20 protein-coding genes are annotated in these 22192 nt (G+C 53.8%); 8 read left to right on the top strand and 12 right to left on the bottom strand.

Features of this window, described 5'->3' with window-relative positions:
• The first annotated feature begins 149 nt into the window (after positions 1-149).
• Together T3A99_RS20915 and queF are read left to right on the top strand one after the other, a co-directional pair.
• A complete protein-coding gene (locus T3A99_RS20915) occupies positions 150-671 on the top strand; it encodes a cupredoxin domain-containing protein (RefSeq protein WP_281459399.1) in 522 nt (173 codons plus the stop codon).
• 61 nt (positions 672-732) lie between these two features.
• Entirely contained in the window at positions 733-1563 is an 831-nt protein-coding gene (gene queF, locus T3A99_RS20910) for an NADPH-dependent 7-cyano-7-deazaguanine reductase QueF (protein WP_076385580.1), read from the top strand.
• A gap of 169 nt (positions 1564-1732) precedes the next feature.
• Here the strand turns inward: queF and T3A99_RS20905 are convergent, their stop codons facing one another.
• Both T3A99_RS20905 and T3A99_RS20900 read right to left on the bottom strand, forming a co-directional pair.
• Positions 1733-1996 carry a DUF4404 family protein gene (locus T3A99_RS20905; RefSeq protein ID WP_047227228.1) on the bottom strand — a complete coding sequence of 88 codons (264 nt, stop codon included), beginning with the start codon at positions 1994-1996 and terminating at the stop codon, positions 1733-1735.
• Positions 1997-2105: 109 nt separating this feature from the next.
• Positions 2106-2726 carry an HAD family phosphatase gene (locus T3A99_RS20900; protein ID WP_173407142.1) on the bottom strand — a complete coding sequence of 207 codons (621 nt, stop codon included), beginning with the start codon at positions 2724-2726 and terminating at the stop codon, positions 2106-2108.
• A gap of 199 nt (positions 2727-2925) precedes the next feature.
• On the opposite strand from T3A99_RS20900, the gene T3A99_RS20895 reads away from it, so the two are divergent.
• The 3 genes from T3A99_RS20895 (at position 2926) to rssC (ending at position 5624) form a co-directional block, all read left to right on the top strand.
• Positions 2926-3615 carry a VacJ family lipoprotein gene (locus T3A99_RS20895; RefSeq protein ID WP_076385576.1) on the top strand — a complete coding sequence of 230 codons (690 nt, stop codon included), beginning with the start codon at positions 2926-2928 and terminating at the stop codon, positions 3613-3615.
• A gap of 345 nt (positions 3616-3960) precedes the next feature.
• Complete coding sequence (gene rssB, locus T3A99_RS20890) at positions 3961-5142, top strand: two-component system response regulator RssB (protein WP_076385574.1); 1182 nt, start codon at positions 3961-3963, stop codon at positions 5140-5142.
• Complete coding sequence (gene rssC / locus T3A99_RS20885) at positions 5142-5624, top strand: anti-sigma factor antagonist RssC (protein ID WP_047227232.1); 483 nt, start codon at positions 5142-5144, stop codon at positions 5622-5624. The genes rssB and rssC overlap by 1 nt, the downstream gene beginning before the upstream one ends.
• Positions 5625-5814: 190 nt before the next feature.
• Here rssC and tal read toward each other — a convergent pair whose 3' ends face one another.
• From tal to T3A99_RS20870, 3 genes are all read right to left on the bottom strand, one after another.
• Positions 5815-6741: a transaldolase gene (gene tal / locus T3A99_RS20880; RefSeq protein ID WP_047227233.1), complete on the bottom strand. Its 927-nt coding sequence runs from the start codon at positions 6739-6741 to the stop codon at positions 5815-5817.
• Between the two features lie 178 nt (positions 6742-6919).
• The gene (gene dusA / locus T3A99_RS20875; RefSeq protein ID WP_107322898.1) at positions 6920-7915 is read right to left on the bottom strand and encodes a tRNA dihydrouridine(20/20a) synthase DusA; all 996 of its coding nucleotides are present in this window, start codon (positions 7913-7915) and stop codon (positions 6920-6922) included.
• Positions 7916-8217: 302 nt separating this feature from the next.
• The gene (locus T3A99_RS20870; RefSeq protein ID WP_322834767.1) at positions 8218-8553 is read right to left on the bottom strand and encodes a GrlR family regulatory protein; all 336 of its coding nucleotides are present in this window, start codon (positions 8551-8553) and stop codon (positions 8218-8220) included.
• Between the two features lie 234 nt (positions 8554-8787).
• Between T3A99_RS20870 and T3A99_RS20865 the strand changes: the two genes are divergently transcribed.
• Entirely contained in the window at positions 8788-9582 is a 795-nt protein-coding gene (locus T3A99_RS20865) for a DNA adenine methylase (RefSeq protein ID WP_322834766.1), read from the top strand.
• 534 nt (positions 9583-10116) lie between these two features.
• Here the strand turns inward: T3A99_RS20865 and T3A99_RS20860 are convergent.
• Positions 10117-12795: a type I restriction endonuclease gene (locus T3A99_RS20860; RefSeq protein ID WP_322834765.1), complete on the bottom strand. Its 2679-nt coding sequence runs from the start codon at positions 12793-12795 to the stop codon at positions 10117-10119.
• Positions 12796-13020: 225 nt separating this feature from the next.
• A complete protein-coding gene (locus T3A99_RS20855; protein ID WP_322834764.1) occupies positions 13021-13302 on the bottom strand; it encodes a hypothetical protein in 282 nt (93 codons plus the stop codon).
• A gap of 529 nt (positions 13303-13831) precedes the next feature.
• On the opposite strand from T3A99_RS20855, the gene T3A99_RS20850 reads away from it, so the two are divergent.
• On the top strand, positions 13832-14923 hold the full coding sequence (locus T3A99_RS20850; RefSeq protein ID WP_322834763.1) for an MrcB family domain-containing protein: 1092 nt from the start codon (positions 13832-13834) through the stop codon (positions 14921-14923).
• A gap of 137 nt (positions 14924-15060) precedes the next feature.
• Here the strand turns inward: T3A99_RS20850 and T3A99_RS20845 are convergent, their stop codons facing one another.
• From T3A99_RS20845 to xthA, 5 genes are all read right to left on the bottom strand, one after another.
• Entirely contained in the window at positions 15061-16287 is a 1227-nt protein-coding gene (locus T3A99_RS20845; RefSeq protein WP_322834762.1) for a Shedu immune nuclease family protein, read from the bottom strand.
• 799 nt (positions 16288-17086) lie between these two features.
• Positions 17087-17968 (bottom strand): hypothetical protein, encoded by an 882-nt coding sequence (locus tag T3A99_RS20840; RefSeq protein WP_322834761.1) that lies wholly within the window; start codon positions 17966-17968, stop codon positions 17087-17089.
• Between the two features lie 284 nt (positions 17969-18252).
• Positions 18253-18594, bottom strand: a complete 342-nt coding sequence (locus T3A99_RS20835) for a DUF6124 family protein (RefSeq protein ID WP_076385558.1) — start codon at positions 18592-18594, stop codon at positions 18253-18255.
• Between the two features lie 354 nt (positions 18595-18948).
• On the bottom strand, positions 18949-20283 hold the full coding sequence (locus T3A99_RS20830; RefSeq protein ID WP_322834760.1) for a phosphate ABC transporter substrate-binding/OmpA family protein: 1335 nt from the start codon (positions 20281-20283) through the stop codon (positions 18949-18951).
• Positions 20284-20498: 215 nt separating this feature from the next.
• Entirely contained in the window at positions 20499-21311 is an 813-nt protein-coding gene (xthA, locus tag T3A99_RS20825; RefSeq protein WP_047229304.1) for an exodeoxyribonuclease III, read from the bottom strand.
• Positions 21312-21487: 176 nt separating this feature from the next.
• On the opposite strand from xthA, the gene T3A99_RS20820 reads away from it, so the two are divergent.
• Positions 21488-22138, top strand: coding sequence for a GNAT family N-acetyltransferase (locus T3A99_RS20820; RefSeq protein WP_047229305.1), 651 nt, complete (start codon positions 21488-21490; stop codon positions 22136-22138).
• The last annotated feature ends 54 nt before the right edge of the window (positions 22139-22192 follow it).

The following is a 22192-nucleotide window of genomic DNA, read 5'->3' as shown; positions in this document are numbered from 1 at the left end:
GCAGCTCAAGGCGTTGTTGGAACGAGGGCGTTATACCGCGTCGGACGTGGCCGTGGCTCTACCTGACAAAGTTGTAATCGAGCCGTAAGCCGATTGGCAGGTGTGCAGAGATAGAGTTCTCACACGCTGAATCTGACAGGAGTATGGACATGTTAATGGCAAACCGCTTGATCCTGACCGCCTTTGCACTGGTGCTCAGTACGCCCACGTGGGCTTCACCGGGGCATTTTGATTTCGGCCAGCCTGCCTCGGCGGCCAAGGCCAGTCGCAGCATCGATGTGGTGATGGGGGACATGACCTTCGACCCCGCTGCACTTGATATCAAGGCTGGCGAGACCGTTCGCTTCGTGCTGATCAATAAAGGTCAGTTGCTGCATGAGTTCAACCTGGGCAATGCCGCGATGCACGCCCAGCATCAGCAGGAAATGCTCAAGATGCAACAGAGCGGACAACTGACCCCGACCGCAATGAAGCAAGGGATGGCCCATGACTCCATGGGGCACGGGGAGGTCGGCATGCGCCATGAAGACCCCAACAGTGTGCTGGTGGAGCCGGGCAAAACCGCCGAGCTGACCTGGACCTTCAACAAGGCCATGCGGCTGGAGTTCGCCTGTAATGTGCCCGGCCATTACCAGGCCGGGATGAAAGGCAAGCTGACAGTCAGTCAGTAAGCACTCAAAGGCTGGGGCAAAGGCTGATAGAATTGGCTGATTCTTCAGTCAGGTTTCCGTCATGCATCCCGCAGCCGAACATTCGCCGCTGGGCAAATCCAGCGAATACATCGCCACGTACACGCCGTCACTGCTGTTTCCGATCCCGCGCACCGCGAAATGGGCGGAACTGGGTCTGACGGCCGAGACCCTGCCGTACAAGGGCGTGGATTTCTGGAACTGTTTCGAGCTGTCGTGGCTGCTGCCGTCTGGCAAACCGGTGGTGGCCATTGGTGAATTCGCAATCGCGGCGGATTCACCAAACATCATCGAATCCAAATCCTTCAAGCTGTACCTTAACTCGCTGAACCAGACGCCCTTCGCTGATACCGCGAGCCTGGAAGCGACCCTGCGTCAGGACCTGTCGGCGGCCGCCGGTACACCGGTGGGCGTGCGCATCCGCAGCCTGAAGGACGTCGAAAGTGAAGGGGTCGTGGCATTACCCGGCGTGTGCATCGATGACTTGGACATCACCGTCGACTCCTACGAGCATCCGCGCCCGGAGCTGCTGCGCTGCGATGATTCGCGCATCGTGGAGCAAAGCCTGCACAGCCATCTGCTCAAATCCAATTGCCCGGTGACCAGCCAGCCGGACTGGGGCAGCGTCGCGGTGCAATATCGCGGTGCGGCGCTGGACCCTGCCAGCCTGTTGGCCTACATCGTCAGCTTCCGCCAGCATTCGGATTTCCACGAACAGTGCGTGGAGCGGATCTTTCTCGACCTGCAACGCTTGCTCAAACCGGAAAAATTGACGGTGTATGCGCGCTATGTGCGGCGGGGTGGGCTGGACATCAATCCGTATCGCAGTACCGAAGAGGTACAGCTGCCGAACCATCGCCTGGTCCGGCAATAAATAATCCTGTGGGAGCGAGCCTGCGCGCGATGAGTCAGGCACATTCAGCATTGATGTTGGCTGAGCCACCTATCGCGAGCGGGCTCGCTCCCACAGGGGATTGGATTTCATATCGTGAAAAATGAAAAGCCCCGCTATCAATAGCGGGGCTTTTTTGCATCTGGCGGGTTTAGATCCCCATGTTGCCCAAGGCTTGCACGATGTTGCGTAACGTCCCGGCAATAGTGGGGTGATCCAGTTCGAAGCGCTCGACGGCCAGGTTCACACCATCGACCAGGTCGGCATTCTGAAGCGAATTATCCAGTTCGATCTCGGCTTCGAGCTGAATCATCAGTTGATGCAGATTCTCGCGCTCCGGTTCGGAAAGCGGCGGGTTCTGTTCCAATTGCTCGCGCAGTTCATCAAGTTGTTTCTGCAATTCGCGGGCAGGCATTGGCGTACTCCCTTTATTGATAGGCACAGCCATGGACCGCGACGGTGCGTCAAAAGTCCGTGGCTTGCCTTAAGAGTAATCCACCCTCGTGCACCCTGCATGATCTCGGTCAGGGCTTTTCACCTTTGAGCCGACGCAGGCTGATATCCGCCAGGCAGGTGTCGAGTTCACCCAGGTGATCGATCACCGAATGCACGCCCAGGCCGAACAACTGCACGGTGGCTTTGGCGCGCTTGGTCTCTCGTTCCTGTTGGCTCAGGAGCTGCCATTCGTTCGGCGCCAGGCCACACAGCGAGCCGCAGGACGCCAGGCCGATGGTCCACAAGCCGGCATTGAGCCCCGACTGCAACAAGCGCGGCTCGCCGCTGACCAGCACGCAACCGTCCAATTGCTGGACGTTCAACGCCATCAAGGCCTGCCAGCAGGCATGCGGGGCCGGCCACGGATAATTTGTTGCTGGAAGTTGCGGCGATTTGATCCACGCTGGCAACGAAGCAGCCAGGCTATGACTGACGGCAGGTGGCAGTTCGTCGAGCCAGGCGCAGGGAATCTCCTGAAGCTGCAAAAGGCGCAGGCTTTCGAGGGCGCCGGGGGTTGGCTGCGAATGCTCGGTGGGCACTGCTCCTGACTGTCGCGCCCTTGCCCCGAAATCCACCAGACAACCGCTCAAGCCAAACAGTACGGCGGTCAGGCTGGGGGCGGGCAGGGGCAGGGTTTCGGCGCGGGGCATGGGAACGTCCTTGAAATATCCCGCAGCCTAACGTGCCTCAATGACAGTCCAATGACAGTGAAATGAAGGCGCCGGGTGCGGAAAAATCCTACGAGCAGCTTCTCTTTCAGTGCTGTCTATCCAAGCGTTCCGCTTTATACTAGCGCCCTTACCGCCTGGGCTCGGCGCCCTTGCCTGAATAATCCAAGGAGTTTTCCCTATGCGCTGGAGCCATTGTCTAGCTCAGCTGTGTTTGTCTGCCTGCGTCCTGCTGGTTCCCTTCGCCGCCCAGGCCGCAACGGAAGACGATCCTTGGGAAAGCATCAACCGCCCGATCTTTACCTTCAACGACACCGTTGATACCTACGCACTCAAGCCGCTGGCTCAGGGTTATCAGTACGTGACGCCGCAATTTCTCGAAGACGGCATCCACAACATGTTCCGCAACATCGGCGACGTGGGCAATCTGGCCAACAATGTACTGCAGGCCAAGCCGGCCGCAGCCGGGGTCGACACGGCCCGGTTGATCTTCAACACCACCTTCGGCCTGTTGGGGTTCTTCGACGTGGGCACTCGGATGGGCCTGCAACGCAGCGATGAAGATTTCGGCCAGACCCTGGGTTATTGGGGAGTCGGCAGTGGCCCGTACGTGATGCTGCCGTTGTTGGGACCAAGCACCTTGCGTGACGCGCCGGCCAAGCTTGTCGATGACTACACGGCCCCTTATCGTTACATCGACAACGTTTCGGTGCGTAACTCGATCTTCGGTCTGAACATCGTCGATACCCGCGCCAGCCTGTTGTCCGCCGAAAAACTGGTGAGTGGCGACAAGTATGTGTTTATCCGCAACGCCTTCCTGCAGAACCGTGAATTCAAGGTCAAGGATGGCCAGGTCGAAGATGATTTTTAATTTCGCCCGGTAACCCCAGGAAGGCGGCCTCAGGGCCGCCTTCTTTGTTTTGAGGCACTGTTTAAGCAGGGATCGAACCTTCCATTGAGTTACGCTTCGCTCGGTTCTTATAACTCTCTGTACTTTGACAAACCAAGACGGCAAGCGGCTATCTGCATGAGCTTGAAACGCCCCGCGGATGGGAGTACCGTCTGCGCCTTAGAAGGGCACCTCTGATGTAACTGTGTGTAGGACAAGGGCCTACATCCGGTACGACAGAGAGGCTAGAAAGCGAATCCAGTAGTGAGCGCCAGGCCCAGTTGCCCAGCCCGCTACGCCAACCTAATTCTGGCGCCGTTTGCCCACATGCCAAAAACCAGTGCCACGCTGCTGATAATCGATGATGACGAAGTGGTGCGAGCCAGCCTCGCAGCCTACTTGGAAGACAGTGGTTTCAGCGTCCTGCAGGCCAGCAACGGTCAACAGGGTCTTCAGGTATTCGAGCAAGACAAGCCCGACCTGGTCATCTGCGACCTGCGCATGCCGCAGATGGGCGGACTCGAACTCATTCGCCAAGTCACCGAGCTTTCCTCGCAGACCCCGGTCATCGTGGTTTCGGGTGCGGGCGTGATGAACGACGCGGTTGAGGCGTTGCGCCTGGGCGCGGCCGATTACCTGATCAAGCCCCTTGAAGACCTGGCCGTGCTCGAGCACTCGGTGCGCCGGGCCCTGGACCGTTCGCGCCTGTTGGTGGAGAACCAGCGTTATCGCGAGAAGCTGGAAACCGCTAACCGCGAGCTGGAAGCCAGCCTGAACCTGTTGCAGGAAGACCAGAACGCCGGCCGCCAGGTGCAGATGAACATGTTGCCGGTCAGTCCCTGGACCGCCGACGATTTCCGTTTTGCCCACCAGATCATCCCGTCTTTGTATCTGTCGGGGGATTTCGTCGACTATTTCCGGGTCGATGAACGTCGAGTGGCGTTCTATCTGGCGGACGTTTCCGGCCATGGCGCTTCGTCAGCGTTCGTGACGGTACTGTTGAAGTTCATGACCACGCGCCTGCTGTTCGAATCCAAGCGCAACGGCACGTTGCCTGAGTTCAAGCCATCAGAAGTCCTTGGTCATATCAACCGGGGCCTGATCAGTTGTAAGCTGGGCAAACACGTGACAATGGTCGGTGGGGTCATCGACGAGGAGACGGGTTTGTTGACCTATAGCATCGGCGGTCATCTGCCGTTGCCTGTGTTGTATACGCCTGACAGTGTTCGTTACCTGGAAGGGCGTGGTTTGCCGGTGGGCCTGTTCAACGAGGCCACCTACGAAGACCACGTACTGGAACTGCCACCGACCTTCAGTTTGACGCTGATGTCTGATGGCATTCTGGACCTTTTGTCAGAACCTACACTCAAAGAGAAAGAAGCGGCCTTGCCTGAACGGGTAAGCGCAGCGGGCGGCAGCCTGGAAGGCTTGCGTCAAGTGTTTGGATTAGCCACGCTAGGGGAGATGCCGGATGATATCGCCCTGTTAGTGTTGAGCAGGAATCTTTGATGAGTACCGGTAGAATCCAGTTCGCCGAGCAGGACGGCACCTTTGTCCTGAAGTTTGTCGGTGAAGTGCGCCTGACCCTCTGTTCGGCGCTGGATGCGACTATTGAGCGGATCTTCACCGCGTTGAACTTCAACGCCATCGTGATCGACCTGACCGAAACCCGCAGCATCGACAGCACCACCCTGGGCCTGCTGGCCAAGCTGTCGATCCTGTCACGGCAAAAGGTCGGCCTACTGCCGACCGTGGTCACCACCCACAACGACATCACCCGGTTGCTGCAATCCATGGGCTTTGACCAGGTATTCAATATCGTCGGCGATCCCGTGCCATGCCCTGAGTGTCTGGACGATCTGCCCGATCAGGATCAATCGGAAGAGGAAGTGCGGATCAAGGTGCTTGAAGCCCATAAGATCCTCATGGGGCTGAACGACTCCAATCGTGAAGCGTTCCATGACCTGGTGAGTGCGCTGGAGCGGCCTTGATTCACAGGTTTTGCGTAGACTGAGCGGGCCTCATCGCGAGCAAGCTCGCTCCCACAATGTTTATCTGCCCAGCGCCCCCTGTGGGAGCGAGCCTGCTCGCGATGGCGCCCGGCCAGTCGCCACCTTCCCAAGCCTATAAAAAAGGGCGAACCCACCCAGGTTCGCCCTTCTTTATGACTTCGAAATCACCTCAAAGCTTGGCTTGCAGCAACGCCTCAAGCTTCTCCTGGTCCCGCGCGAACTGACGAATGCCTTCAGCCAGTTTCTCAGTCGCCATGGCGTCCTCGTTGGACAACCAGCGGAACTGCGCTTCATTGAGACTCAAGCGCGCTTCGCCGGCTTGCCCAGGCGCCAGCTTGCGTTCCAGCTTGCCCTCGTCAGCGGCCAGTTTCTCCAGCAGATCCGGGCTGACCGTCAAACGGTCGCAGCCGGCCAGTTGCTCGATCTGGTTGAGGTTACGGAAGCTTGCGCCCATGACCACGGTTTTGTAGTCATTGGCCTTGTAGTAGTTGTAGATACGCGTCACCGACTGCACGCCCGGATCATCGGCACCGGTGTAGTCGTTGCCGTTGGCCTTCTTGTACCAGTCGTAGATGCGGCCGACAAAAGGCGAAATCAGGAACACGCCGGCATCGGCGCAAGCCGCAGCCTGGGCGAAGGAGAACAGCAGCGTCAGGTTGCACTGGATGCCTTCACGCTCCAGCTGCTCGGCGGCGCGAATACCTTCCCAGGTGGACGCGATCTTGATCAGCACGCGATCGCGGCCAACGCCGGCCTTTTCGTACAGGTCGATCAGGCGATGCGCACGTTTCAGCATGGCCTCGGTGTCGAACGACAGACGCGCATCCACCTCAGTGGAAATACGCCCCGGAATCACCTTGAGAATCTCTTGCCCGACCGCCACGCCAAAACGGTCGCTGGCCAGGCCCACATCGCCCTTGCAATCGGCCACACAGGCGTTCAGCAGCTCGGCGTAGCCTTGAATGGCCGAGGCCTTGAGCAGCAGGGAAGGGTTGGTGGTGGCATCCACGGGTTTAACGCGGGCGATGGCTTCGAAGTCGCCGGTATCGGCCACTACGGTAGTGAATTGTTTGAGTTGTTCCAGCTTGGAAGTCATGAGCGTGCTCTGTCCTATGGGTCTGTTGACATTACCCGAGGGCCGGCAGCCACTCAAGGGCGTGAAGGGGGATCGATGGCCCCAGCGGCAACAACCTGAAAACGGATGTTTGAAAGGCCGGGGCGGGTATCGGTAGATACGATGCCAAAACAGGACTCAGGTTCAAAGCAAGTGACAGTTAGCGTCCTTCCAGCATGCCCGCCGCCTGATCCAGCAGCGCCAACGGGTCTTTGGTTTTGTGGATGTCCACCGACAACAACTGCCGAAAACGGCGCGCCCCAGGAAACCCGGTACCCAGCCCCAGTACATGGCGAGTGATGTGATGCATCGCCCCGCCGGCGTCCAGGTGCTTGGCGATATAAGGCCGCAACTGCGCCAACGCCTCAGCCCGACTGATGACAGGCGCGCTGCTGCCAAACAGTTGTTGATCCACCTCGGCCAGCAGATACGGGTTGTGATACGCCTCGCGCCCCAGCATCACACCGTCGAATGTCTGCAAATGCTCGTGGCAGGCTTCCAGCGTCTTGATCCCGCCGTTGAGCACAATCTCCAGCTCCGGGAAATCCTTCTTCAGCTGTGCCGCCACGTCATACCGCAGCGGCGGGATCTCACGGTTCTCCTTGGGCGACAGCCCCTCCAGAATCGCAATCCGCGCATGCACGGTAAAACTCGTACAACCGGCGTCACGCACCGTCCCGACGAACTCACACAACTGCTCGTAACTGTCCCGCCCGTTGATCCCGATCCGATGCTTGACCGTCACTGGAATCGACACAGCATCACGCATCGCCTTCACACAATCGGCCACCAGCTCAGGATGCCCCATCAGGCATGCACCAATCATGTTGTTCTGCACGCGATCGCTTGGGCAGCCGACGTTGAGATTGACCTCATCATAGCCATGCTCCTGAGCCATCCGCGCGCACGCGGCCAAGTCGGCCGGGACACTGCCGCCGAGTTGAAGCGCCAGGGGATGCTCGGCTTCGTGGTGGCGCAGGAAACGCTCGTGATCGCCGTTGAGCAACGCGCCAGTGGTGACCATCTCGGTGTAGAGCAGGGCGTGCTTGGAGAGGATGCGTAGGAAGAACCGGCAGTGGGGGTCAGTCCAATCCATCATGGGGGCCACGCTGAAGCGGCGGGACAGTGATTGGGGGGCGGTTGTGATTAAGGGCATTGGGGAATCTGAATGGGTAGGGCAGAGACGGGGAGTTTATCAGGAATGCGATAGGGTAAGGCCGGCGGGCTAGATTGGTGAGAGAGTTGAATCTCCCGGCAGGGTCAGAGATTCCCAGTTTTAGTCGGAAATCTTAGGGCGCTGGTTGCTATGTTGGGATTGCACGCTGTCATAGGGCCGGTAAATAAATCTGTACTCTTTTTCTGTTTCTTGGCGGCCTGCCAGGCTTATGTCAGGGAGGTCTTCCGGTAGCGGGATAGGGATGGATAGCTGCGAAAGGCCAGCTATCCACTGGTGCGCAACTACACGGCCGGGGTGATTTTTCGGCCAGATAGTGTGATTTGGATATGCGGGGCTCCGACGACGGAGCCAGTCAGCGAAATAGACCCCCTCTCGTAATTGATTTCTCCAGTGGCGTCTAGGTCGTAGTTGTCCAGCCCCGAGACATTCGTATTCCCAGGTCTCCACATCGAAACGCGGAACTGGCTTGTGAACTGCCCCGATGTGGTAGGCACGGTACCTTGATAAAGGTAGTTGGCATCGCCCCCATTGACGGAGCCATCCTTGACTACAACAAGGCCGCTACCGTGATCGGGACGGTTTGAGCTGAAATCCACTTCAAATATTCCGTTTGACATTCTTTCTGCTCCTGGTTGATGGCCATCTGATGCTAGGCCACCTTTCAGAATTTTCAAGAAAGATGCTGGACACTAGTTTTTAGAAAAAGAGCGGCTGGCAGTGGATGCGCCAACATCCATGCCAACCACTGTTCCTGCAGATGTCCCTGCAAGTCCAGCCAAGGCTCCTGCTCCGTGCACAAAGCGCGGCGAGCCTAGCACCTGTTTATTCATACAGTAAAGGTCTTGCTTTCAATGAGTTCACCCATCATCCCTTGGATGGGCGGCAAGCGCCGCCTAGCCGACCACCTCATTCCGCTTTTTCCGCCTCACGAGTGCTATGTCGAAGTCTTTGGCGGCGGTGCCGCGCTTTACTTCATGCGACCCCAGGCCGCCCCGGTTGAAGTTCTGAACGACATCAACGGCGACCTGGTGACGCTCTATCGCGTCGTGCAGAACCACCTGGAAGAGTTCGTGCGCCAGTTCAAATGGGCGCTCAGCTCCCGCCAGGTGTTCGAGTGGCAGAAAATGACCCGTCCCGAAACCCTCACCGACATCCAGCGCGCCGCCCGATTCTTCTACCTGCAGCACCATGCCTTCGCCGGCAAGGTCACCGGGCAGACATTCGGCACCGCGACCACTGGCCCGGCCATCAACCTGCTCCGGATCGAGGAGAACCTCTCGGCCGCATGGCAGCGACTGTCCGGCACCTATGTCGAAAACCTCCCCTGGCTTGATTGTGCTGAGCGCTACGACCGCGCTCATACGTTCCACTACATGGACCCGCCGTACTGGCAGACCGCTGGATATGGCGTGGTTTTCCCGTTCGAGAATTACGAGCGGATGGCTGACTTCATGCACCGCTGCAAGGGCAAAGTGATGGTCAGCATCAACGACCACCCGGACATCCGGCGTGCGTTCGAAGGCTTTCACTTCGAGACGTTGGACATTCGGTATAGCAACACGAACCAGCGTCAGGGTAAGGCTGAGGTCAGCGGAGAACTGGTGATCATGAACTGGGAGCCCACGGAATTGGGCTGCCTCTTTTAGTCAAAATAGCAAAATACATAGCCTAAAATTGAATCTACATGTGTGTTCAGAGGTAGGCGCGCTGGCGCCCGCCAGGGTCCGGCGACTCGTTGGTATAGGCTATGGGTTGTTTCGAAAATCTTGACAGAAGCACTGTCTTTATATACAGTACAAAGGCTGGATCTTATGGCGCGTTGATAACGTGGCGTGAGCGACTTTTTGTGAAATGCTGCCTATTTAGCTGCTAGGTGTGTGCTGGTGGTGATGTCGGTTCTGTTTCGATCAGATTGACTGAGGTCCCCTACATTGGTGAAGAGGGTTGCTATTTTTGTCAGGGTGTGCTTCATTACGCGTGCGTAGAGGTTTACGTAATTTTTGTAGGCTGATCACGCGGATCTATAAACAGTACTGGGGTCTCCCCCAAATCTCAGGATGAGAAGAGGAGTGATCTATGGTTGTGTACAAATTTAGCTGCAATGTGGCACGTACAAAATGAATATGAACTGATTTATTATAAATCGGAAAAAAGCCGCGTTTTCGCGGCTTTTTTTTATCTTAATTTTGATTTTGTTGAACTGACAATAGCTTTAGTTCAAAGCCGTTGTGTTGGGCGCTGTACTTCCCTACTTTAACTCTGACCCATTCACCCTGCTCGCATGTATTGAAAAATTGTAAATTGCCCTGCTGTTGTGTCACCTTCCTCACAAGCCCCCTCCCATTGAGTCCAAACTCAACAAAAAATCCATATTGTTGTACTGATACTATCGTGCCGTCAATTTCGGTCCCTTCAGGATACTCTGCTTCAAATCGCACTTGTTTTTTGTATATTTCGTCATTGTCGGACGCTCTATTAACAAAGTCCACTAGTTCGGGTATGTGTAATGTCTCTTGAACGGCTTCTGCGTTTAGAATTTTTGCAGGGCCTAGGAAAAATTTTTCATGGTATGACTTTAAGTAGTTTACGAGTACTGTGCTGCTGTTAAGTGCGGTCTGTCTGCTATCTATTTTGAAAGGCCCTTTCCCTATCAAATTATCTGCAATTTTTCTCGCTGATTGGTTTTCTCTGAATAAAACATCTTCCGAAATGGTTGCTAGGTAGTCAATGTTTCTTATAAGGTCGATATGGATTAAACCCGCAGGGGAAATAGCAATCAGATCCTCTTTCGTCATGTCGTGGGACTGCGCCTCTGAAAGTATGCAGCCAGCCAAGGTAAGCTTTGATATTTCCTCGATAGCTCTTTCGGACGCGTGTCCAGCTGATTGCAGGTAGGCTACTAACGAGCCTACCTTATGAAATCCCATTATGCGATTAGGTCCGTAAGTCTTTGAAGTTAATTTTAGCCAGTTCAAAATTGCGACCCTTATGAAAGGGTCCGGAAGAGAGTCATCGTCTTGAGCGTAAAAGAGATTTTTGATGTGCGACTCGCTATCTGTATAGTACTTTCTCTTCCCTTTTAGTAGGATTCTCGCGACTAAATGATTAGGCAGTTTATGTTCGCCTAGTGATTGTCTCGCCTTGAGTAATTCATCTTCTCCGATATGACCGCTTTTGCAGAAGTCCAATAAAATTTCCAGGCCTTTTCGAATGTTGCGACCAGCAAGGCCGGTAATTATTCTCTTGAAAAAAAAGTCTTGGAAGAGTGAGGATATCATCGATTGAAGATAGGTTGCGACTTCCTCCCTAGAGCACTCCACCTTCATGTTGTTCGGAAGGTAGTATATGAATTTTGAATGTTGAGATTTTATTTCGCGTAATGCATAATGAAGCCGAGCATAAATTACTTTTTCTAGAGGTGGTGGGTCAATTCTGAATACTAAATCTTTTATAACAGTATCAAGAGGTGGCTCCTCCCTGTATTGATCATATGTAGTGTCACGAAGTGGTAGAAACACCATGCAGGCAAATGTTTGCTTGAGCCAAGACGCTACTTCAAACATCAGTAACTGGTCTTCTCTGCTACGTTTGTCGCAATTATCTAAGACAATTACCAGTAGCTTTTCACTTCCGGTACATAAGTAGTTAATCAGGCCGTTTAGTGTCGATTTCTGATCTTTTTGTAGTGTGTCAATCTCAGCGAAAATGGCATCAATATACTTTTCGGAATCCTTCGGGTAAAGAGCAGCTTTGCCTCTCTCCACTCTTCCTAATTCGATTGAGTAAATTTTCTTTAACATCTCAATTGTGTCAAAGTCCACGTTAGGGCATGAGGACTTTAACGACGAGATACACTGATCTATAATCCACTCGTAAATAAGGGTTCTGGAGAGCGGGGACTTGTTTAAGTTTATATTTATCCAGAGCGTCTGATCTGTTACCGATTTGGGTAAGGCTTCAAGTCGGAGGTAGTCTGTAAATGTAGACTTTCCTGATCCTACGCTACCAATTAGTAGGCATATTTCGTTTTTGATTTTTGAAAAATTACTGATCTGTTCAAATATTTCTTTAGGGATGCGTGTGTCTGAAATTGACCTTGCATTTATTGCTGTGTTGGGTAGAGCTGCTCTAATTATTTTATCGATCGGAGCGATGTGGGATTGTTTTCGAATTGAGGTTACATACGCATTGTGTGCGATTGACGCTCTGTCAGCTAAAGATTCGGGGTTGAATAAGTATTTGTATTCTATTGAGACGTTTGCGCCAAATGAGTTTTCGCCTACGGTCTCATTTACTGTTACTTTCCCACCAAGCATCTGGGTAGGCTTAAAGTATAAGGCTGTGCTTCTAATGGATGAAAGTAGCTCTTTAGCTCTGTTTGTTATGGTTTTTTTTGAGGCTAGTTTTAAAAAAGTCGCGAAAAGAGGGTTTAAGCTATCTAAGTCATCGATCCCAAAGGAGACTTCGGGGGAGTTTTTGTCCCAAAATGAAAGTTCAAAACTTTGACCATCTGTTGCGATTATAATTTCGCACGGGTTAGTATTTCGAGGGTAGGAAGAGTTTATTTCAGAGGCATAAAGTCTTGCTTCTCTAGACGCTTCCGCTAAATTTTCACCTGGGGTTTTTGCCTCAATTATAATACATGGGAGGCCGTCAACAATAACGGCGTAATCCGGATAGTACAGGCGCTCTTTGGTACCCTTGTCAATTTTAAGCTTTCGAATGTCTGTTTTTGTTCTTATGTCAGAGTCATTGTACCCAAGCCCTGATGGTGCGGAAAGTGTGAGAAGTTTATAAACTATTTTTTGTTCTACATCACTTTCGGTGCGTGCATCAATTCCTTTGAATGGGTTGCTCATTTTATATAGTCCTTTAAAGTGGTTTGTAATGGATTGTTTTTTTATTAAGCTGCACTTTAATTTATGATTTAAGTTGTTTTATTTTTTGTGGTTGTTTAGGTGTCTCGAAAATTAATTTTGTGCTCGCGGGCTCTCTCTCTTAGCGTTCAAGGATCTGTCAGGTTTTGTGCTAAGCTTTCATATTAGATCGCTCATTTGATAGGGCGCCTCTCAAGGTAGAATGCGTTAAAAAGTAAAATCGCTGCGCAGCTCCTCGCTAGGTTTCCACAAACGGTGAGATATCTCAGTATGATCAGAAACCAAGGATAAATTCAATATCAAAACGCCAGCTGGCCTTCTTGAGCAAAAAAATCGCTTGCGTGGACAAAATTGATCAGTCGGTGTCATCAAAAGGCTTAAGGCTTTTTTGATGAGCACCTCGTTCATACTGATCGTGCCGATAGCTCCGCGCATGTTTTTAGCGACATCAACAGAACCGCGCTGCTCAACCCAGTTCGACAGCTCCATGATGAAGGCCTTGAGCGCCAACTGATTTCATAGATTTTTGAGGCGGAGACGTGAGTTAAACTCTGGAGGACGGCGCGAGATGAAGAGTAGGAGCTACAGGCTAGGCTTGATCAGCTATGTGACGACGGCCTGTAGATGATCGAGGTGTCTATTTGAATGAGTATTCTCCAGACATTTGCGCCACTTCATCGAAAAACTCAAGCATAGCGGCGGCCGAACCGATTGGTGATTGCTTAAAAATTACTACGAGGGCGGCGCCTGAACTCCATACATACAAGAAAAGGTGGGGATGTATGACCTTGCTCCGTCCAATCCATCGTTGGTGATAAAGGCTGCTTTTCGACCAGAAGCTGACACTCAGCCGAGCAAAAGCTACCCCGGTTCAGAATGCGCGTAACAATAGAGTGATCTGCTAGCGATAAATTGATAACTTCCAGTCTACCTAACGCGAAACCCGCTGAGCTAGACGACAGTGCTCACGCGTTTCGCATTTGAAAGCAGATTGCGTAGAGAAACTTGGAGCCGCTTAGTGGAAAGCACGTTGAGGAAAATTTGCGGATTGCAGCCCAAGTACTCATCAATCAACACGCACGAAATGCAAGAGCGGGGGTATCTCATTCGGTCAGTGCTCGCGGGGGAGTTACGCTCCCGTTTACCAGCTCTACAGAAGGCATTTGATAGTGTCTTTGATGATCTTGCTGTTGAGGGCTCGGATGGTATCGGGCGAAAGACAGAAGCCCCGTGGGTACGCATCTTTTCTAGAGCAATGTCCCCTAACCCGCGTGAAGGGTTCTATCTGGTAATTCACTTTGCAGCTAACGGTTCTGCTGTTTTCATCACAGTAGGGTGTGGGAGCACGATCTGGCGCGGGGGCGATCTCCAGCCAGTATCTAATGATGAACTTTGTAAACGAACCTCATGGGCTCGTTTCGTCGTTCAGCAAAAATGGAAGACGCTCAGCCCTTTTGATGATGAAATTGTTCTGGGTGCGAAAGCGCCACTGCCACGAACATTCGAGAAAGCCACGGCATTTGCTAAGCGTATCGCAGTCTCAGACTTACCGACCATCGATTTTGACCTTCTATTATTTAGAGCTGCAGAACGCCTCAGCGAGATTTATCTTGCTCAGATTGAGCAACGAGATATATCTCCAGGCGACCAAGACGCTGGGGAAATTGCCATAATTGCCAAGCCTCTGAGACGTACAGCAGGAAAGCAAGGGCGAGGGCTGACAGCAAAGGAACGGCAGGTAGTTGAGCTTCAAGCTATGGCACTGGCGATACAATATCTGGCTGCAAAGGGCTTTGAGTCGCGGGATACTTCAGCAACGGACTCATTTGATATTCTTGCCAAGAAAGCTGGTGAGAAGCTTATGGTTGAGGTGAAGGGCACGACCAGTGATATCTGTGATTCGGTACTGATGACAAAAAACGAAGTTAATCTCCATCGAGAACATAAGGGATCAACAGGCCTACTGATCATCTCAAAAATCAGACTCTCTCGTGATAATGACGAACCAATAGCTACTGGTGGCGAAGTTGAGGCTTTACTCTACTGGGATATTGATGAGTGGATTTCGGAACCAATAGCGTTTCAGGTCTCGCGAAAGGCCAGCTACTAGGCCGATCTTCCCAACAAACACGAACGTACCTCGGTCAGCATGGGAAATGCTGTGACTACTCTGAGCCGGTTCTGCAGGACAAGACCGTCAAAAGTTGGCCAAGAGTAGTCATTGAAAAATCGCATTTGAGCGACCCTTCAGCCGCCAAGGGCAGCAATGGTGTTATTGAGCCGTCGCAGCAGATCATCGTATGTGATGATGTCCATCATGTTTGCATACTTGCGTTTTATTATCTCGAAGTCCAACAACTGACCTCCTGTCATATTGGTACCGCCGATTTGATCGCGTCCGACGATGATAATCGCCTTGGGATTGGAGATCCGAATTTTCATGCCCGGCGGTAGTTCAGTGGTGTATTTTTTGGTGAGGGCCTGTTCACCGTTGATACCCCATTTCGATAAGTGGAACAGATATTTTTCGGCCTGCATAATGCTACCGCTCAACTCTGAGGTCGGTATACTATTTCCACGATATTGGCTCTTGCGAAGGATTTTGTCATCGAAGGGCTTTTTGACTTCGATGACGTCAAGATTTCCATTGGCATCAATCAAGGCAATGTCGATAAAACGATCAGTTTTCTTGCTTGGTTTACTGTAGTAGTCGTGGATAGTGACGTTCTCGAGAACCATGATATATTTTGGGAACAAAAGGAGGAGGAAGGACAGCATCAGCTTCTGCCAGTCACCCTCGGTCCAACTTTTCTTAGTCGCCAAGGAGTCCTGTATCAGGTCTCGAATCAAAATGTATTTCTCGATTTCCAGCTTCTTCAATACATCCAAATCGATTTTGCTGGTGCTCGCGAAAGACTTGTTTTTGTTGAGATAGTTCTCATAGCGGCCCCGTGCATCCCTCATACCATCCAAGTACTGAGAAAGTATTGTTTGAACACGAGCATCGGCGTAGCGGTTGAGTTCGTAGGTGTTCGGGAATTTTTTGAGCAACTCCTCAAATACGTCTCTCGGTATTGCGTCGGGGTGTGTCCCTCCTATTACAATGGAATTGGAGTGATCTAGTAATTCTGATAGACGAAGAAAGATCGAGATATTGCGCTCAGCAACAAAGAGCGACCGCCTGAGTGTTATATCACGACTTATGAGCAAATCATTTTTGATTTCAAGGATCCGCGCAGGAATCCTCACATAGTCATTTTCGAATGTTCCGAATCGAAACTGATACTTATAATTCTCAAAATTTTGGCTGGGGGAGGGAGGATTTAACAAATCTGAAGATTTGAACAAAAATATTCGAGATATTCGCGCTTTGTTGTTGGTCGTCAACTCATCCCAGACCCAGTTGTCATTGGCTCCCAGATCCCCTTCGTATTCAAGATCGACCCCTGTAGCTGTAATCTGAAATTCAAGCATGCTTCCCTCGATGCAAAAAATCAACGCCTCTACTTATAGCAGGTGATATCAGTTTATACATACTGAATGCCCCTAGTTTGATAGGCACAGTTGAGCGGCTGCTTTTGGCCGAAAGCCGACACTGAGCGAGCGAAAAAGGGTGTCTCCAGTTAAGAAAAAGCCCCGTGTCGTTTCTGCCGACGCGGGGCTTTGGGATGCATGAGTTCTCGTACCATTTTCCGTACCAATCGTTGCGTTTTGGCGAGAAAAATCAGGTCGCCCTAAGTACAAACCCCCCGATTTCACTACCTCTGAACACCAAGCAGAACCCACCCTACATAGCGGTGTAATTCTCGGCCAGTGCTGCACGGCTGTAAGACGCCAGGCTGCGCTTGCTAAATATTTGCTACAGAAAGGACGAAAACAGCGCCGCTAAGCAAGCGGAGCGGCGGGCGCAGCGACTAATCCATCCAATCCATCATCGGCGCAACGCTGAACCGACGGGAGAGGGCTTGGGGTGATGCAGTTTGTGAGGGCATGAGGATCTGAGGTGACGAATGCGACGGGAGCGCAGTTTAACAGCAGTGGGATGGCGAGGATCGGGTGCGCCAATCGGTTGGGCCAGAGTCAAATAAATTTGTCCCATTGGTTGTCGCTGATCAATTTTCGCTTCTACGACTGCCAGTACCGCGTCAACCGCCACTCCGGCAACGTGCCGCAGGTGCTTCACGCCGGATGTAGCGCGGCTGACATCGGTTCCTATCGGCGCAAAGGCACCTTCGCTCAGTCAATTGCACCAGAGCAGCGGATTGATTTTTTCTTAAAATTGAGTGAGGTTCAGGCACCCCCGCTTATGCATAAATGCGAGGGTGATGAATATTAAGGTGCAATAGTTGTCCGCGTTGTCGATTTCGTGTGGTTTGAGGTTCGCAGTGGAATAGAGGTTGATGTCTTCTGCTTCCTCGGTGGGCGTATTGTAGGAGTCGTCATTCGATCCAATCAGTAGATGCGTCAGCTCATGCAGTAGGGTGTATAGATAAAACTCGTTCTGGAATCCTGCAATCTTAGGTGTATGCCGTGCGTTCAACTCAAGGCAGGGCTGATTAATCAGGACGCATAATTCAACTCCCATGAGATCCAGGAAGGCCAGGCCGTAGGTTTCTTCAGACTCTGTTGCGTCAGGGGATGTAATGGGTTGGTAAATATGACGGAAAGTGTTCAGGTCTGTGTAGATGATTTCTGATTGGAGCATTGGTTGCTGGATCAGTGACAATATCAAGCGGAGCTTTTCTCGCAGATGCTCCCGGTCATTGAACAGATCATCTATGTGCGTGCTGATGTGCTGGGAGATGCAGGCTGGTGAGGGTGTGTTTTCGTCAAGGGTGGCGAGAATCAACTCTATCGCCGGGGGCACGGCAGTGTTGATAAAACTGTTGCTCAAGTTAAGAAGTCGAGTGTCAAGGGGCGGATCGATAAGGGGTGTGTCTTTAACGGCCTCGTATTGTTGGATAAAAGCCTGCATGTTGTTTTCATTGGATTTTAATGCGTTGAGAATGTCTTCGTCAGACATTTCCAAGGCGGAATGATATCCAAGCTGCTGAAAGCGTTTTTTTGCATAAGTCAGTTTTTCCGTAGGGCAGGCAATAATGAAGTTCTTCATTTTTTGCATGGCGGCTGCGGTGGTGATAGTGGTGAACTTCATGGCGAACTGCTCGTACTTGGTTTTGTGTGAGGCGCCGGACTATGGATTTTGGAATAAAAGTTGGCAAGAAGTGATGTGTAAACAAGTGCGATAAGTGTTGTCGTGGAGCGGGGGCTGCCTGAAGAACTCTTGCTGGACTTAATAGTTGCTTATGTTGGAAATGAATTCGCGATGCAATTGGAGCGGGTTTGCTCACGAAGGCGATCTGCCTGCCAATCAAGTGCTGACTGGTACGCCGCCTTCGCGAGCAAGCCCGCTCCCATAGTGGGAGTGTGTGGTAGCGGCTAGCGTGGGTCGACGTTATCCAGCGCTCGGTTCGCCAGCAAGCCGCCCAGTTCGATCAGTTGCTGAATGCCCAGGGCGACGTGGCGCCGGGAACCTTCCAGATCGAAGGCCAGGTCGCTGACCATGGCATTGGCCGAGGCCAGGGTTTCGCTGAGGTTGGCGAGCAGGGCTTCGGTGTCGATGCCGTTGACGACGGTGAAGACTTGGCTTGGAGCAGGCTCGGGCTTGGTGGGTTTGGGCTTGAGGTAGAAGTCGAGGGCGCGGTCGGCGGCTTTGTCGAATTCTTTGGTGTTGAGGGTGGTTGGATCGGTGTCTGGCGGATTAGGTGTTGGTTTGAACATAGATGAAACTCCAGGTAAGAAATTGGAGCCATCCCTTTCGCTACCAAACGAAGGGAGGTGGCCATACGAAGGTTGGTAGACCGGTTACCTGGCAACCCGGCGCGTCCGAGGACGCCCTGCGCATGACCACCATAAAACAGAGGGCATAGAAATCCCCTGCGTCAGGTTGCACGTGCACCAGGAAAACCGGGCTACCAAACCCGATCGCTGATTCGTCAGCGACCGGAAAACGATAAAGCCCGACCCCAAGGCGCACAAGCCGGCGGATTCTGGCGTAGTTGTAGGCAACGGCGCAAGGCGAGGTGGTCAGGTCCTACGCCGTGGCTGACGGGATAAACATTTGGCCTTTCGGTGTCAGTAAACCCAGACCTCCACCCGCCGATTCCTGACCCGACCTTCATCCTCGCTGTTGGCCGCCACCGGCATCAGGGCGCCGAAGCCGCGTACTTCGCGCAGCGCCACACCGTGTTTGACCAATTCGCGCCGCACCGCCATGGCCCGCAACCGGGACAGAAGGTCGGCGCGTGCCGGGTCGTCCTTGGCGTCGCCAAACCCAACCAGCGTCACTCGGCGGTCGAGCTTGTCGTGCTGCTTTATATAGGCGAGCACACGCCCCAGGTCCTGCTGGGCCTTGTTGTCGAGGCTGGCGCTGCCTTCTTCGAAGCGGAAGTTGACCGACAGCCGTTGGGCATGGCGGCTCAGGGCCTGATAACCCTCAGGCATCAGCGCATTGGGGGTGACGGCCATGGCCTGGACGGTTTGCGCGATGAACCCGTTGGCCGCGACGATGGCCTGGCCTTTTTCGCTTTGGGTGAACTCAACCAGTGCCTCGGCCCACGGGTTGGTTTCTTGCGGTGGCAGGTAAAAGAACAGCCTGCGCGACAAAGGGTAGTCTTCGGTGGCGATCAGGTGGGTCAGCGGCATCATGGGCTGGGAGTCGCCGTCGACAATCGCCAGCGTCTTGGCCTGGCGCACGTAGGGCAAACCGATGAAACCGATGCCTTGCGGATCCTGGCTGACAGCGTCGGACAGTTGCTCGCTGGATTCGAAGCGCCGGGCAGAAGGGGCCAGGCGTTTTCCCTGTCGGTTGAGCACCAGTTCCTTGAAGGTGTCGTAGGTGCCGGATTGCTCATCCCGCGCGTAGAGATGAATCGGGCCGCCGGCGCCGCCCACCGATTCCCAGGTGTTCACCTCGCCGCTGAAGATCTTCGCCAGTTGCCGGGTGTCGAGCTGGCGCAGCGGGTTTTGTGGATGAAGAATGATCGCCAGGCCATCGATGGCGATGACCTGTTCGGCGCTGGGGTTTTTCAGGTCCCCCAGATGTGCCAACTCCTTGAGCTCGCTGTCCTTGATCGGTCGCGAAGAGGCCGCCAGTTCGGCGCTGGCGTGCTTGAGGGCGGCAAATCCGGTGCTGGAGCCATGGGCGGCAATGTCGATTTCCACCCGCCGACCATCGGCGGCCTGGCCGACGATACGCTGCTCGTTCTCACGGTCGGTGATTTCGGTACGGACCTTGAGCAGCCCCTGATCCACCATCAGCGCCTTGACCAGCGCCGGCCCCAGCGTGGCGCCGATGGTGTTCGAGCCCTGCAGGCGCAGCGCGGGGCCGTGTTCGGGAATCGGCAGGCCGCTGGCCCATGCCGTGAGCGGCAGCCAGAGGCCCATGAAAAAAACAACGCGCAGCCGCATGCCGACACCTTCTGAACCTGAGAACGTGCCGGAAGATTAAGTCAGTCAGGTTACTGAAAAGTGACAGGCGTGCGACTTGTCAGCCGCAGTTCGCCGAAGATCCCTTGTGGGAGCGAGCCTGCTCGCGATAGCGGTGCAACTGCCACATTGATTTTGAATGTGCCGCCGTTATCGCGAGCAGGCTCGCTCCCACAAGGTTTGTGTATGCCCCGGATTTAGCTCAACTGCAGCCAGATCGGCGCATGGTCCGAAGGTTTCTCCATGCCGCGCAGTTCATAATCCACCCCGGCATCCTTGACCCGTGGCAGCAGCCCATGGGAGGTGAGGATCAGGTCGATGCGCAGGCCACGCTTGGGCTCGTCTTCGAACCCGCGGCTGCGGTAGTCGAACCAGCTGAAGCGGTCGGTGACGTCCGGGTTCAGGTGCCGGAAGCTGTCCACCAGGCCCCAGTTCTTCAGGCGGGCCATCCACTCGCGCTCTTCCGGCAGGAAGCTGCATTTGCCGGTTTTCAGCCAGCGTTTCATGTTGTCCGGGCCGATGCCGATGTCGCTGTCTTCCGGGGAAATGTTCACGTCGCCCATCACCACCACGGGCTGGTCGTTGCTGAAACGGCTTTCCAGAAGTTGTTGCAGGTCGTTGTAGAAACGCTCCTTGGCCGGGAACTTGGTCGGGTGGTCGCGGCTTTCGCCTTGGGGGAAGTAACCGTTCATGATGGTCACCGGCACGCCGTTGGCATCGGCGAAGGTGCCCCAGATGAAACGCCGTTGGGCGTCTTCCTCGTCGCTCTCGAAGCCTTTGTGCAACGTCAGTGGAGCCTGGCGGGAGAGCAGGGCGACGCCGTAGTGGCCCTTCTGCCCATGGTAATGCACGTGATAACCCAGGGCCTGCACCTCGGCCAGGGGGAATTGCTCGTCGTGGACCTTGGTTTCCTGCAGGCCGATCACGTCCGGCTGGTGCTTCTCGATCAGCGCCGCCAGCTGATGGGGGCGGGCGCGCAGCCCGTTGATGTTGAAGGAGACGATCTTCATGGTCGGCTGTCCTGGCAAAACTGCGATGCTAGCTGACATGTAGGAGCACGGCCAGCGTGGCAGTAGGACAAATGCGCTGCTAATGTCCTGTGCATGTAGGAACGATCACAGCCCAATCGGGTTCGTACTCAATAAGAGCGGGGCCTCACCGAGCCTCGCCCAGGAGATTGACCGTCATGCCAGAAACCGCCACCGCCATCGCCGACATCCATATGCTCGACAGCGGTTATTCCCGCGAGGCACGTTCATTGCTCTACCAGGCCTATCGTCATGAACCGACCTTCAGCTTCCTGTTCGAATCCGAGCGGCCCGGTTATGAACATCGGGTACGGGCCACGGTGCGTGAGTTGGTCAAACAGCATTTTCTCCAGGATCTGCCGGCCATCGGCTTGCTGGTCAACGACCGCCTGATCGGCATCGCACTGATTGCTCCACCGCAGCGCCGCCTGGGTATCACTGAAAGCTGGGCCTGGCGCCTGCGCATGGTGTTGAGCACCGGCTTTCGCTGCACCCGGCGTTACCTGGACTACCATGCCGCAGTGACGGCTTGCCTGCCGTCGGATTCTGTCCATGTATTGCCCCTGCTGGGAGTTCATCCGCAGTTCCAAGGCCAACACTTCGGCGAACAGTTACTGGCGGCGGTGCATAACTGGTGTGCGGTGGACGAAAACTCCCAAGGTGTGGTGCTGGATACCGGCAACCCACGTTACCTGGAGTTCTATAAACGTCAGGGTTATGAGGAAATCGGCGAGATTGCGGTAGGACCCGTCCGCGAACATGTCTTCTTTCACGCCAACCCGCAGGTATTGCAGAGCGCGACGGCGTAATCCGGGGAAACTTTTGAGACATGTCCGGCTCTATCAGGCTTCCAAGCTCGTGAT

It is taken from the genome of Pseudomonas sp. N-137 (assembly GCF_034555295.1).
Classification (GTDB): Bacteria; Pseudomonadota; Gammaproteobacteria; order Pseudomonadales; family Pseudomonadaceae; genus Aquipseudomonas; species Aquipseudomonas rhizophila.
Note: the sequence above shows the minus strand (reverse complement) of the source record. Positions and strands in the feature narration are given on the sequence as shown.